Origin of the sequence: Mannheimia cairinae (assembly GCF_028649535.1) — a bacterium.
Classification (GTDB): Bacteria; Pseudomonadota; Gammaproteobacteria; order Enterobacterales; family Pasteurellaceae; genus Mannheimia; species Mannheimia cairinae.
In genome coordinates, this window is the sequence record NZ_JAQSJE010000001.1 from 179,529 (window position 1) to 193,325 (window position 13,797).

Annotated in this window: 10 protein-coding genes and 1 pseudogene; 5 read left to right on the forward strand and 6 right to left on the reverse strand. The window is 40.5% G+C overall.

Going from position 1 to position 13,797, the window contains the following annotated elements; genetic code table 11:
- Nucleotides 1-10: 10 nt before the first annotated feature.
- Nucleotides 11-853 (reverse strand): divergent polysaccharide deacetylase family protein, encoded by an 843-nt coding sequence (locus tag PTQ27_RS00935; protein WP_273748480.1) that lies wholly within the window; start codon nt 851-853, stop codon nt 11-13.
- Entirely contained in the window at nt 854-1,957 is a 1,104-nt protein-coding gene (locus tag PTQ27_RS00940) for a peptidoglycan DD-metalloendopeptidase family protein (RefSeq protein ID WP_434802816.1), read from the reverse strand.
- A 216-nt stretch (nt 1,958-2,173) separates the two neighbouring features.
- Between PTQ27_RS00940 and PTQ27_RS00945 the strand changes: the two genes are divergently transcribed.
- On the forward strand, nt 2,174-2,857 hold the full coding sequence (locus PTQ27_RS00945; protein WP_273748479.1) for a 2,3-diphosphoglycerate-dependent phosphoglycerate mutase: 684 nt from the start codon (nt 2,174-2,176) through the stop codon (nt 2,855-2,857).
- 73 nt (nt 2,858-2,930) lie between these two features.
- Here the strand turns inward: PTQ27_RS00945 and fghA are convergent, their stop codons facing one another.
- On the reverse strand, nt 2,931-3,758 hold the full coding sequence (fghA, locus tag PTQ27_RS00950) for an S-formylglutathione hydrolase (protein ID WP_273748478.1): 828 nt from the start codon (nt 3,756-3,758) through the stop codon (nt 2,931-2,933).
- 20 nt (nt 3,759-3,778) lie between these two features.
- Nucleotides 3,779-4,906, reverse strand: a complete 1,128-nt coding sequence (locus PTQ27_RS00955; protein ID WP_273748477.1) for an MBL fold metallo-hydrolase — start codon at nt 4,904-4,906, stop codon at nt 3,779-3,781.
- Nucleotides 4,907-5,110: 204 nt separating this feature from the next.
- Here PTQ27_RS00955 and PTQ27_RS00960 point away from each other — a divergent pair.
- The 4 genes and pseudogenes from PTQ27_RS00960 (at nt 5,111) to PTQ27_RS00975 (ending at nt 12,245) form a co-directional block, all read left to right on the forward strand.
- Nucleotides 5,111-6,748 (forward strand): annotated as a pseudogene (locus PTQ27_RS00960) (class I SAM-dependent DNA methyltransferase).
- Nucleotides 6,741-8,066 (forward strand): restriction endonuclease subunit S, encoded by a 1,326-nt coding sequence (locus PTQ27_RS00965; RefSeq protein ID WP_273748476.1) that lies wholly within the window; start codon nt 6,741-6,743, stop codon nt 8,064-8,066. The pseudogene PTQ27_RS00960 and the gene PTQ27_RS00965 overlap by 8 nt, the downstream one beginning before the upstream one ends.
- Nucleotides 8,059-9,090: an SIR2 family protein gene (locus PTQ27_RS00970; RefSeq protein ID WP_273748475.1), complete on the forward strand. Its 1,032-nt coding sequence runs from the start codon at nt 8,059-8,061 to the stop codon at nt 9,088-9,090. The genes PTQ27_RS00965 and PTQ27_RS00970 overlap by 8 nt, the downstream gene beginning before the upstream one ends.
- Nucleotides 9,091-9,092: 2 nt before the next feature.
- A complete protein-coding gene (locus tag PTQ27_RS00975; protein ID WP_273748474.1) occupies nt 9,093-12,245 on the forward strand; it encodes a type I restriction endonuclease subunit R in 3,153 nt (1,050 codons plus the stop codon).
- 46 nt (nt 12,246-12,291) lie between these two features.
- On the opposite strand, the gene PTQ27_RS00980 is transcribed toward PTQ27_RS00975, so the two are convergent.
- Nucleotides 12,292-13,350, reverse strand: a complete 1,059-nt coding sequence (locus tag PTQ27_RS00980; protein WP_273748473.1) for an NAD(P)-dependent alcohol dehydrogenase — start codon at nt 13,348-13,350, stop codon at nt 12,292-12,294.
- Nucleotides 13,351-13,491: 141 nt separating this feature from the next.
- Entirely contained in the window at nt 13,492-13,725 is a 234-nt protein-coding gene (locus PTQ27_RS00985; protein ID WP_273748472.1) for a YceK/YidQ family lipoprotein, read from the reverse strand.
- Nucleotides 13,726-13,797: the final 72 nt, after the last annotated feature.

Genomic DNA, 13,797 nt, shown 5'->3' on the forward strand with positions numbered 1-13,797 from the left:
GACCTTTTTATTATTTTGGAATACCACGCAAAAGCGGAATGCTCTCATAAGGTGGTACAGAGGTTAGGGCTGGTTCTTGCTCAAATAGCATAATAAATGGTTTTTCTGGCACCACTTTTTCATTTCGCCATAAAGCACCTATGCCGACTAATTCTATATCTTTGGGGAGTTGGGCTAATTGTTGTTTTAGCACACTAATAGTATTTTTTCGTGGGTGACCAATAACAATAGCAACCCCATTTCTTCGTGCATAAGTGATAGCTGAAGCAAATTGTCGCTGAACATCCTCAAGTCTATCACTATCATCTAAAAAAATATTACGTTCTAATGCATTAACCCCTAGCTGACGAGCCGTTTTAGCAGCAACACTACTACCTATCGTTTTACTATCTAAAAAGAAGAGGCCGTTTTCTTTCAATACTTTCATTAAATTTAGCATTGTGAAACTATCTGATGTTGCCCCACTCCCCATATGGTTATTCAAACCTATCGCATAAGGTACTTGACCACGAGCGACCTCAATAAGTTTCCTAATTTTTTCTTCATTATCACCTATTTTAATGCCACCTGCTTCAATCGGTTGTTTTGATTTAGGCTCCATAGGTAAGTGAATCAGTATATCTCGCTTTTGTGAATACGCTTCTGCTGCTCTCGTTTTGGCATAAGGTGCAACAGGAATAATGGCAACACTTACCTCTTTAGGCAAAGCAAAAATATCATTATCATCTTTTACCTTATACCCAATATCATCAATCACGATTGCTAATTTTCCTGCATAAACAAGCGGTGAAAAAAGAAGAAAAATTTGCAAAAATATCAATAAAAATAACCGCTTACATATCTTTTTTACCATCTATTTTACCAACGTTAATGGGTTTATTGGCGTACCTTTTCTAGTTACCCCGAAATAAAGTGCAGGACGACTTTGCCCCCCTGAATTACCAACTTTTGCAATCACTTGTCCGCCTTTCACTCGGCTTCCTTTGCTTACAGAAATTGATTGATTATAACCATAAAGTGAAATATCGCCATTACCGTGATCGATCGCCACCATCTGCCCATAACCAGCTAACCATTGAGACATAATAACCCGCCCACTTGCCATCGCTTTTACAGATGTGCCAGCAGGTGCAGCAATTACTACACCGTGCCAATTATTCCCAAACTTGGTAATCACATTACCCGAAACTGGCATAGTATATCGCCCAGCCCTAATCGGTGTATTATCCACTTTTGTGGTTTTAGACTGACTTGATTTTGCAGCTTGTTGTTCACGTTTTTGTGCCTGAGCAGCCTCTCTTTGTGCTTTCTCAAGCTGTTGCCTTAGAGCAATTTCGTTATTACGCAAATTCTCTAAACGGCTTTCATCTTTTTCTAGGGTTTTATCAATAGAACGTAACGTACTTTCACGTTGGCTTTGTACTTTCTTTAAATCTCTTTCTTGCTTTTTTTGCTCATTTAATTGCGACTGTTGATTTTGTTGCTGAGATTTTAATTCGTCACGTCTGGCACTTAAATCTGCTTGTGTTTTACGAATTTCGTGAATTGCGTCAATTCGAATATTATTCATATGCTCGTAATAAGCGGTCATTCTTTCTGAATTTTTTGCTTTTTCAGACATTAGTCGTTCTAAAACCGAAGGATTCACACCGGAACGATAAGCGGAATCTAACTGCTCTTTTAATTTCTCTTTTTGTTGCTTTTCTTGTTTTTCAAGACGAGCAATATCTGATTCTGTTCTCTTAATTGTTTGACGGATCTCGCTTAAAGACATTTCTGTTTTTTGCAATCTATCAAGCACCTTACCCATCTCAATTTCTTGGGTTTTTAAGGTTGCTTGCAGAGCTGAACGCTTTTGTTTTTGCTCATTAATCTTTGATGTTTGTTGCTGAATTTTCTGCTGAATTTGATTTAAATTATTTGCATATGAAAAAGGCACAGAAGAAATGCCAAGCACACCGCCTAATAATAAAGCCCAATAATAAGAATTACGTTGTTTCACCAATATACCTTTTATTCAAAACATCAATAAGCTTATATTCTAATCGGTTATTTGCTTAAGATCAGCTTTTTAATGAAAGAATTTAACTATCTATTTAAAAATAGGTAGAATTTTGCTATAAATAGCATAATTTCAAATCCCTCAATTTAACTCATAACTTAAGGAGTCATTATGCAATTAGTATTTATCCGCCACGGTTTCAGTGAATGGAATGCTAAAAATTTATTTACAGGCTGGCGTGATGTTAATTTAACAGAACGTGGTATTGAAGAAGCAAAATCAGCAGGTCAGAAATTAAAAGAAGCTGGCTTTGAGTTTGATATTGCATTCACATCTGTTTTAACTCGTGCAATTAAAACTTGTAATATCGTGTTAGAAGAGTCTGACCAATTATGGATTCCACAAGTAAAAAACTGGCGTTTAAACGAACGTCACTACGGTGCTTTACAAGGTTTAGATAAAAAAGAAACCGCTGAAAAATATGGTGATGAGCAAGTTCACATTTGGCGTCGTTCTTATGATATTTCTCCTCCAGATTTAGATCCGCAAGATCCAAACTCTGCACATAAAGACCGTCGTTATGCTAACTTACCAAAAGATTTAATTCCTAATGCAGAAAACTTAAAAATCACTTTAGAGCGTGTATTACCGTTCTGGGAAGATCAAATTGCCCCTGCATTAATCTCTGGTAAACGTGTTTTAGTTACTGCACACGGTAACTCATTACGTGCTTTAGCAAAACACATTGAAGGCATTTCAGACGCTGACATTATGGATTTAGAAATCCCAACAGGTCAGCCTTTAGTGTATGAACTAGATGACAATTTAAAAGTAATCAGCAAACGTTATTTATAATTCACTTTAAATATACCTATACTGATATAAAAAGGCTCAAAACTCTATTTAAGGTTTTGAGCCTTTTCACTAGCTATTTCAAATATTGTGAGTGGAAAGCTATATGCTCGCCAATAAAACTACTGATGAAATAGTAACTGTGATCATAGCCTTCTCGCAAATTGAATTGATAAGCTATACCAAGTTTATCTGCTGTTTGACAGAAAATTTCAGGTTTTAACTGCTCTTCCAAAAAGCTGTCTTTACTCCCCTGGTCGATTAAAATCGGCAAGTTTGGACGATATTTTTCTAACAAAGCCACACTGTCGTAATCTTGCCAAGCGGTCTGATTTTCACCTAAATAGGCAAAAAAGGCTTTTTGCCCCCAAGGTACTTGGGTTGGGGCAACAATCGGAGCAAAAGCAGAAATGCTTTGATATTGCTCGGGATTTTTAAAAGCAATGGTTAATGCACCGTGTCCGCCCATTGAATGCCCGAAAATCGACTGCTTGCCATTGGTTGGGAAATGGGCGTGAATGAGTTTCGGCAATTCATCCACAATATAATCATATATTTGGTAATGTTCCGCCCAAGGGGATTGGGTTGCATTCAGATAAAACCCCGCACCTTGCCCTAAATCATAGGCATCGTCATTCGCTACATTTTCTCCACGAGGGCTAGTATCAGGGGCAACCACAATCAGATTATGCTCATCGGCATAGCGCTGAAAGCCTGATTTAGTAATGAAATTCTGCTCGGTACAAGTTAAGCCTGAAAGCCAATAAAGCACAGGCAATTTTTGCGTTTTGATGGTGTCGGGCAGATAAATGGCGAATTTCATTTCGCAATTTAGCGTTGCTGATGAATGTTGCCAAACTTGCTGTTCACCATTGAAACAGCGGTAGTTTTCAAGTTGTTGCATAAATTTATCCTATCAAATATTTACTTTTGTCTTAATGCCTCATCTTGCCACCAAGCATTATTTTCAAAGCCATCTTGGTATTTTTCGCCCATTTTGAGAATATCAATTGCAAGATTATGTTCATTTGCACTTTTTACTGCATTATCAATAGATTCATACCAAGGATTACGCCCTAAACTAAATACACCCCAATGGATAGGAACCATCTTTTTAGCATTCAAATCAAGGCTTGCTTGTACTGATTGATGAGCAAACATATGGGTTTTAGGCCAACCTGCGTTGGCAGCGTCAATCTCCATAAAAGCAAGGTCAAATTCACCATATTTTTTACCAATGTCAGCAAAATGTGGGGCATAACCGGTATCGCCACTCCAATACAGCCGTTTAGATCCTTCAAACACAAAAGACGCCCATAGCGTTTTGTTGCGGTCATTCGTCCAGCGTGATGAATAGTGCTGAGTGGGTTCGGCGGTGAGTTGAATTGTGCCGATCATCGTGTTATCACCCCAGCCTAACTCGGTGATTTTATCAGGCGACACGCCCCACGATTGTAGCCTTGCCCCCACGCCCAGCGGGGCAATAAAACGCTTTGCCTTATCCGCCAAATAGCGAATGGTAGTTGCTTCTAAATGATCATAGTGATCGTGGGAAATCAGCACAACATCAATCTGTGGCAGATCTTTGCGACCTATCGGTGCTTCCTGAAAACGGGGTGCGATTAACGGCAAATTGAGCGGATTGGCGTTGTCAAACACCGGATCGATCAAAAACCGCTGACCGTCCAACTCCAAAATCGCAGAGGCGTGTCCTAGCCAATAATAAGCAAAGTTCTCAGGCTGACCAAAATCACTTTTATGTAAATTCACCATCGGCAACCGCCCATTTGGGGTATAACCGTCATAACGTACAAAACCGCCTTGCCCTGTGGCTTTTTCGGGGTAATAGGGTAAATCATCGGTATAAAGGTTCACAAATTGCCCATTTTGATAATAAGGCAAATGAGCAAAACGGCTTTCATCAGGCAAATCACCCAAATTGTGATAGAGCATTATACCTAAAACAGTGATGATAAGGGTGAGTATGCCAAAGATGGCAAGGGTAAGTTTTAGAAGGTGTTTTAAAATGGGGTATTTAACAGTCGGTTTCATCGGTTTGGCAAATAAAATAAACCATTAGGGAATGAGCTGTCCTAATGGTTTTGTTTGAAAAGGATATTATACAAGGTTTTAGATATTAAGGGAAATTGAGAATGGTTATGGGTGGGTATCATTTTTCATGATAACTTAAAAGGTCTTCTTTCTAAAATAATTCCTAAAATGCTATAATCAAACCAATTGTTCATAAGGAATATTATGATGCCCAACACCAACAACCAAGCCTTTCTAAACGAACTTGACCAAAGCCTATGGAAAGCCGCCGACACCCTACGCAAAAACCTAGATGCTGCCAACTATAAACACATCGTTCTCGGTTTTATCTTTTTAAAATACATCTCCGACACGTTCACCGATTTTCAAGGCAAATTAAAAGCCAATATCGCCAACCCCGAGAGTGATATTTATCTTGACCCATCTCTGTTTGAGCCAAGCGAATTTGAACAAATCCTGTCTGCCGAACTAGAAGAACGGGATTATTACACCGCCGAAAACATCTTTTGGGTGCCTACCCAAGCCCGCTAGGACAACCTAAAAGAAGTCAGTAAATTAAACATTGGCGACAATCTGCCTTGGGGCGGTACGTTTAAAGGTGTCAGCCGTCTGATTGATGACGCCTTTGAAGCCATCGAACAAGAAAACCCCAAACTCAAAGGCGTATTGCAACGCATTGCCACTTTTGGCGTGCCTGATGAAATGCTCCGTGGCTTGATTGACTTATTCTCACGCACCGATTTTACCCGCCCAATGTACAACGGCGAACCTGTGCATTTGCAAGCCAAAGACATCTTAGGACACGTTTATGAGTACTTTTTGGGGCAGTTTGCCCTAGCTGAAGGCAAAAAAGGCGGTCAATATTTCACGCCAAAATCCATCGTAACGCTCATTGTAGAAATGCTTGAACCCTATTCAGGGCGGATTTACGACCCCGCAATGGGTAGTGGCGGATTCTTTGTGCAAGCCGACCGCTTTATCCAAGCCCACGCAGGCAACCGCAACGCCATCTCCGTTTATGGGCAAGAATCCAACCCCACCACTCGCAAACTTGCCGTGATGAATATGGCGATTCGTGGCATTCCTTTTGATTTTGGCGACAAGCCCGAAGACACGCTCGTCAATCCTTTGCACATTGATAAAAAAATGGACGTGGTGATGGCAAATCCGCCCTTTAATATGAAAGAATGGTGGAGCGAAAGTCTGGCAAGCGACCCACGCTGGGCATACGGCACGCCCCCACAAGGCAACGCCAACTTTGCGTGGTTACAACATATGCTCTACCACCTATCGCCCAAAGGTAAAATGGCGTTATTGCTCGCCAACGGCTCAATGTCTAGCCAAACCAATAACGAAGGGACAATCCGCCAAAACATCGTCCAAGCCGACCTTGTGGAATGTATGATTGCCCTGCCCAATCAGCTATTTACTAACACCCAAATCCCTGCCTGTATTTGGATTTTGAATAAAGCCAAAGCCAAAAAAGGCGAAGTGCTATTTATAGACGCACGCAACATCGGCTATATGAAAGACCGTGTCTTGCGTGATTTTACTGCCGATGACATCGCCAAAATCGCCACCACCTACCACAACTGGCAAAAAGAGCAAGACTACCAAAATATCCCTGCCTTTTGCTATTCGGCAAGTCTGGACGAAATCGCCAACAATGATTTTGTACTCACCGCAGGGCGATATGTGGGAGCAGAAGAAACCGAAGATGACGGCGTGCCTTTTGCTGAAAAAATGCAAAATTTAACCGCTTTATTAAATGAGCAATTTCAACAAGGGCAAGCATTACAAGCACAAATTCAGGCGAATTTAAAGGGGTTGGGGTATGAGTGATTGGAAAGTTTATAAGTTGGGGGAATTGGTTGAAATTACATCAAGTAAACGGATTATGCGTTCAGATTATACACCTTCTGGCATTTCTTTTTTTAGGTCAAAAGAAATAATTGAATTAAATAAAGGTAACAGCATAAGTACTGAGTTATTTATCTCTAAAGAAAAGTATATAGAAATAAGAAATAAATTTGGCACTCCCGAACAAGGGGATATGTTACTTACATCTGTTGGAACGCTGGGAATTCCTTATCTAGTTAAGAATACGGATAAATTCTACTTTAAAGATGGAAATCTAACTTGGTTTAGAAATTTTAGCAATAAATTGAATTCTAAATTTTTATTTTATTGGATTTCCTCAAATGTTGGCAAAAAACAAATTGAAAAAATTAGTATAGGTTCAACACAAAAAGCCTTAACTATAGTTGGATTAAAGTCATTGGAAATTAACATTCCATCTATTGATACACAATTAAAAATCATAAAGATATTAGATTCATTATCCCAAAAAATCCACCTAAACCAACAAACCAACCAAACCCTAGAACAAATCGCCCAAGCGATTTTTAAAAGCTGGTTTGTGGATTTTGACCCTGTGCGTGCCAAAGCCGATTGTTTGGCAAATGGCTGTAGTATGGCGGACGCTAATTTATCAGCAATGGGCGTGATTAGCGGAAAATCGCTTGATGAACTTGCCCAACTGCAAGCCGACAATCCCCAAGATTATGATGAATTATGGCAATTGGCGGAGCATTTCCCTTGTGAATTGGTGGAAAATGCAGAATTTGGCGAAGTGCCGAAGGGGTGGGAAGTTAAAAAGATTGGGGAAGTTGTAGAAAGATTAAAAAATTCACAAAAACTCAAAAAAGAACATATTTCTGATACTGGAGAAACGCCTGTTTTTGAACAAGGTGCAAATATTTTGATGGGATATACTGATGAAAATCCAAGTCAAAAAGCAACCTTAAAAGAACCCATTTTTATATTTGGCGACCATACCTGTATTACACAAATTTCAACCAAGCCTTTTTCAATTTATCAAAATGTTATCGCTTTAAAAGGTCTTAATTTGCCAACTTATTGGGTTTATTGGGCAATAAAAGACAAGCAAAAATTTCAAGAATACAGACGGCATTATATGGAATTTATTATTAAAGAAATTATTGTTCCTGATGATGAAGTTTTATGCCAGCATTTCTCTAATATTGTCAGTTCGTTTCATCAAAAAATTGATTTTCTCAGAGAAGAAAATAGAAAATTAGTCAAAATCCGAGATGAACTCTTGCCAAAATTATTAAGTGGGGAGCTACTAAATGAGTAACTCATACTTAGAAAGAAAATTTATCAATGAGCTTAATGATGAAGGCATTATTGATATCAGAGGTATTCAATTCGAAAGAGATCAGATTTTATCAACCTTAGATAAACCAGCATACGATGATGTTTTTAATGAATGGTTAAATGATTACAAATCAAGAAAGTTAGAAAAAGGAGAAGAGTTATTAGAACTTTATAATAATAAAGTTCGTTTTAATAAATTAAAAAGTATTTTTAAACAAAATCAAATTATTCCTTTTATCGGTGCAGGACTATCAATACCCACTGGTTTGCCCGCTTGGAGAACCTTTTTGGAGAATGTCCAAAAAGAAACTTTAACAAGTTTTTATGCCTTTATCCAGTTGCTAAACAATGGCGAATTTGAAGAAGCAGCACAAATGCTAGATGATGATTCTTCCACTTATCTACAAGAACAATTAGATAATACCTATGGTAATAATTTTAATATAGATGATATTGATGGTGTTATTCAGAGAATGCCTGAATTTTTCCCAAACACATCTATTGTTACAACAAATTATGATTGTTTGTTAAAAATAATCTATGAAAATAATGGAAGTAGCTTTGCACATTATCTCATAGGGCTTGATGCGACAGAATTCCCTCGTTTATTAAGTTCTGGTCAAAGGATTCTTTTGCAACTGCATGGCTCACATACCAGCAGAAACAAAAGGATTTTAACAACCAACGAATACAATAGACATTATGGTGAAAATAATACAATTTCAAATTGCATTTCCCAATTATTTTCAAAATCTATTTTGTTCTTAGGTTGTAGTCTATCTACCGATAGAACAATTAAGACTTTACAAGAAATAGTTTGTGAAAAAGGTAGTGATAATTTAGCTAGGCATTATGCTTTTTTATCAGTCGGGGAAATGTCAGATTCAGAAAGAATAGCAAGACAACAAGAACTGGCAAAAGCAAATATATTTCCTATTTGGTACAACGATGATCACGATGAATGCATAGAATCGTTGTTAGAGTTATTAATAGAAGGCAGATAAGTATGCTCACCATCAACGAAAACACCATCGAGCAAAACGCCATCGACACCCTGCAATCTTTGGGTTGGCGGTATGTGTACGGCAAAACCATTTTGGCAGGCAATACCCACGAATGGCGAGAGCGTACATCTGATGTGATTTTTAAGCCCCTATTGGCACAGACAATCGCCAAACTCAACCCCAACCTACCCGCCAACGAAATTGAAAACGTGGTGCGGTTGGTGTGCCGTAGCGACAATGGCGACCTTGCCGAACGTAACCGTCAGGCGTACGACTGGCTAAAAAATGGCGTGTCAATCACCTATCAACAAGACGGCGAAGAACGGGCGGACGTGGTGCGATTGATTGATTTTCAAACACCGTCCAATAATGATTTTTGCGTGGTCAATCAGCTAGACATTCACGGTACCAAGGGCAAGCGGATTCCTGATGTGATTGGCTATGTAAACGGCTTACCGCTCGTGGTGTTTGAACTCAAAAATCCATTCAAAGAAAATGCCGACATTGGCAAGGCATACGCCCAGTTGCAGACTTATAAAGATGAAATTGGCGATTTGTTCGTGTTTAATCAAGCCCTTGTGATTTCAGACGGTGTGGTGGCTCGCATTGGCTCATTGACGGCGGATTTTAACCGTTTTACCCCTTGGCGTGTGATTGATGAAAAAGACCAAAGCCGACAGATTGCCTTTGAAAATGAACTAGAAGGTCTCACCACAGGGATAATGACCCCTAAGGATTTGCTTGATTATGTGCAAAATTTTGTGGTGTATGAAAAAGACAGCAAAAACCGTGTGATTAAAAAGATTGGGGCGTATCATCAGTTTTATGGCGTGAATGAAGCGGTGGATTGCACTTTGCACGCCACCGCCAAAAATGGCGACCGCAAGGTGGGCGTGTTTTGGCATACGCAAGGCTCTGGCAAGTCGTTATCAATGCTGTTTTATGCAGGCAAAGTGTTAAGCCGTGCCGAGCTGAAAAACCCAACGCTTGTTATCGTTACCGACCGCAACGATTTGGACGGTCAGCTGTATGCGACTTTTTGTGGCGGTAAAGATTTGCTCAAACAAACACCCATTCAGGCAGACGGACGAGACGAACTGCGTCAAGCATTGGCGAGCCGTTCGGCAGGCGGGGTGATTTTTACCACCATTCAAAAATTTGGCTTGTTGGACGGTGAGCTTGCCCACCCTACCCTAAACGAGCGAGAAAATATCATCGTCATCACCGATGAAGCCCACCGCTCCCAATACGGCTTTAAACAAAAAATCGACCACAAAGGGCAATATAAAGAAGGCTATGCCAAGCATTTAAGAAGTGCTTTGCCTAATGCGTCTTTTATCGGCTTTACTGGCACGCCCATTGCCTTAGATGATAAGGACACGCAGGAAGTCTTTGGTAAATATGTGTCGATTTATGATTTTGAAGATGCAGTGGCGGACGGTGCGACCGTGCCGATTATTTATGAGCCACGCCAAATCAGCTTGGGCGAAAGTAGCGAGTTCGCCAATGCGGTGCAAGAAGCCGAAGCGTTGCTTGATGAAGACAGCCCAACCTTTCGCTTGCGTGAAAAATTGCACGGCGTGGACAGTCGCTTACAACAAATGGCAGAAGACATCGTGAGCCACTATGAAAAACGCACCGAGCAACAAGACGGCAAGGCGATGGTTGTGGTGATGAGCCGTGAGATTTGCGTCAAATTGTATGACAAACTCATCGCCTTGCGTCCTGATTGGCATTCTGACGATGTGCAAAAAGGGGCGGTAAAAATCGTGATGACCAGCACAGCAAGCGACCCTGCCGAGTGGCAACGCCACAACCAAGACAAAAAGACCCTAGAAAAACGCTTTAAAGACCCAGACGACCCGCTCAAAATCGTGATTGTGCGTGATATGTGGCTGACAGGCTTTGATGCTCCGTGCTGTAACACAATGTACATAGACAAGCCGATGAGCGGTCATAATCTGATGCAGGCGATTGCAAGGGTAAACCGTGTGTTTCGCAACAAAAGCACAGAAAATGGTGGTTTGATTGTGGATTATGTTGGCTTGACTGACGAGCTAGAAAAGGCAATCAAACAGTACACCAACGCCAGCGGTAAAACCCAGCAAGTGCGAGACATTGGGGCGGTGGTGGATAAACTGGTGGAATACATCACGGTCATTCGTGGGCAATTTGCCACACCTGTGGACGGCAAAACGGTTGATGTGAATGCGATTTTAAAAATCACCGAACCGCCAAAACTGCTCACCGCCATTTTGACATCTGCCAACCACATTTTGGCGTTAGACCGTGTCAATCCAAATAATGATACGGACAAACAAGACAAAACCCCACGCAAAAACGCTTTTTTGCAGGCGGTGCGATTTGCCCAAAAAGGCTTTTCTTTGTGCGGTGCGTTAAAAGACGTTGAGCCGTATAAGCAGGAATTGGCGTTTTATGATGCGGTGCGAGCCACCATCATCAAAAACAGCACCACCACACGCACGCCTACAGGCGACAACGACCGCCTACTCCAACTCGCCTTATTGATGAATAAAGCGGTGAGTTCAGACGGCGTGGTAGATTTGTTTGATTTACTCAAAAAAGACCGCCCCAACATCAATCTGATGTCTGATGAGTTCTTAGAAAGCATTAAAAATAGCCCAACCAAAGATTTATGGCTGTTGGCGATGGAGCGGTTTTTATCGTCTGAACTCAAAGAAAAAGGCGGTGTCAATCTTGCCACCAAAAAGGAATTTGAAGAACGCCTAAAAGAGGCGATGAACCAATACCACAATCATAATTTATCGGTACTTGAAATCATCGAAGAGCTTATCTCCCTTGCCAAAGAGTTTGAGGCACGCCAAAAACGGGGCGAAGAGTTGGGCTTAAATCCTGCCGAAATGGCGTTTTATGATGCCCTTGTTCGTAACGAAAGTGCGGTACGAGAAATGGGCGATGAGGTGCTGATGAAACTTGCCAAAGACATCACCGACAAATTGCGTAAATCGGTAACGATTGATTGGCAATACAAAGATTCGGTGCGTGCCAAAATGCGGACGCTGATTCGGATTGCTTTAAGAAGCTATAAATATCCGCCTGATTTGCAAGCAGAGGCGATTGAGTTTGTGATTCAGCAGGCGGAGGCGATTGCGGAGGATTTGGTGGCTGCATAACAAGGCCCCACTTGCTTATAAACAAGTGGGGCCTTGTTATTGCTTTTTAAGCTTTCAGACTCGCCATATCAATCACAAATCGATATTTCACATCAGATTTTTGCATACGCTCGTAGGCGGTGTTGATGTCTTGCATATCGATCATTTCTACATCTGGCACAATGTTATGCTCGGCACAGAAATCCAGCATTTCTTGTGTTTCAGTAATGCCACCAATCACCGAGGCAGCAATACTACGGCGACCTGTAATCATCGGTACAGTGTTAATAGTTTGCTCAAGCTCGCCAACTAAGCCAACTAAAACTAAAGTACCATTTAATGCTAATGTTGGGATGTACGGTTTTAAATCGTGAGTATAAGGCACGGTGTCTATAATTACATCAAAGGTATTTGCGACCGCTTTCATTTGTTCTTCATCGGTTGAAAGCACCACTTTACTTGCCCCCAAGCGGAAAGCATCATCAGATTTACCGACAGAACGTGTAAATAAAGTCACTTCTGCCCCCATAGCTTTGGCAAGTTTAACTGCCATATGCCCTAGTCCGCCTAAGCCGATAACGCCCACTTTTGAGCCAGCTTTTACATTCCAGTGGCGAAGTGGCGAATAAGTTGTGATCCCAGCACACAGTAATGGTGCAACGGCTTTGGTATCCAATTTTTCCGATACTTTCAGCACAAAATCTTCGCTCACCACGACCTCTGTACTATAACCGCCTTGGGTTAATGTGCCATCATGACGATCAAGGCTGCCGTAAGTGCCGGTGTTGCCGTGTTCGCAATACTGCTCTAAACCGTGTTGGCAAGGTGAGCAGGTACGGCAAGAATCCACCATACAACCAACACCGACTAAATCGCCGATTTTGAATTTCTTAGCATTAGCACCCACTTTAGTTACACGACCAATAATTTCGTGCCCCGGTACAATCGGGTAAGTATGGGTCCAACCCCAGTCATTGCGAGCAGTATGCAAATCAGAATGGCATACACCGCAATAAAGAATATCGATTAACACATCATCTTCACGTAACTCACGACGTTCGAAATGGTGTGGAGCAAGAGGTGTAGTAGCACTAAATGCTGCGTAGGATTTTACAGGATAAGTCATAATATATTTTCCTAAATAACCAACTATATCAATATAATAAGAGGTTTAAGTTATTATGAAAAATTGATAATTATGATATGTAGGTATTATTTAAAATAATAATTCTTTAGCTAAATAAAGGTAGTAGATCAGAATATAGCATTATTCGTGGCTTAAAGTTACAGGTAACATTAATGTGTCTAATACAAAACTAAGAGGTAAATCAATTACTGCAAGAACAGCAATTATGCCCCCTTCTTGTATTGCATAAAAATTTTTAGTTACCCCTGCATATACGCTATAATCTTTCTCAACTAGACTTATCATTGTTCCACAAGCACTTAAATTCAAACAGATATAGAGCATTACTAATATTCTATAAAAACCAAATCGCATAAAAATCTCCCAAAAAACTCTGTTATTTTACGTTATTTCCTGAAAATTTCATTTTAAAAAAGGGAATTTTGA

Bases quoted from the DNA above. Each gene is read 5' to 3' on its own strand.
- PTQ27_RS00935 (WP_273748480.1), bottom strand. From the start codon at position 853: ATGGTAAAAAAGATATGTAAGCGGTTATTTTTATTGATATTTTTGCAA.
- PTQ27_RS00985 (WP_273748472.1), bottom strand. From the start codon at position 13,725: ATGCGATTTGGTTTTTATAGAATATTAGTAATGCTCTATATCTGTTTG.
- PTQ27_RS00980 (WP_273748473.1), bottom strand. From the start codon at position 13,350: ATGACTTATCCTGTAAAATCCTACGCAGCATTTAGTGCTACTACACCT.
- fghA (WP_273748478.1), bottom strand. From the start codon at position 3,758: ATGCAACAACTTGAAAACTACCGCTGTTTCAATGGTGAACAGCAAGTT.
- PTQ27_RS00945 (WP_273748479.1), top strand. From the start codon at position 2,174: ATGCAATTAGTATTTATCCGCCACGGTTTCAGTGAATGGAATGCTAAA.
- PTQ27_RS00970 (WP_273748475.1), top strand. From the start codon at position 8,059: ATGAGTAACTCATACTTAGAAAGAAAATTTATCAATGAGCTTAATGAT.
- PTQ27_RS00955 (WP_273748477.1), bottom strand. From the start codon at position 4,906: ATGAAACCGACTGTTAAATACCCCATTTTAAAACACCTTCTAAAACTT.
- PTQ27_RS00965 (WP_273748476.1), top strand. From the start codon at position 6,741: ATGAGTGATTGGAAAGTTTATAAGTTGGGGGAATTGGTTGAAATTACA.
- PTQ27_RS00975 (WP_273748474.1), top strand. From the start codon at position 9,093: ATGCTCACCATCAACGAAAACACCATCGAGCAAAACGCCATCGACACC.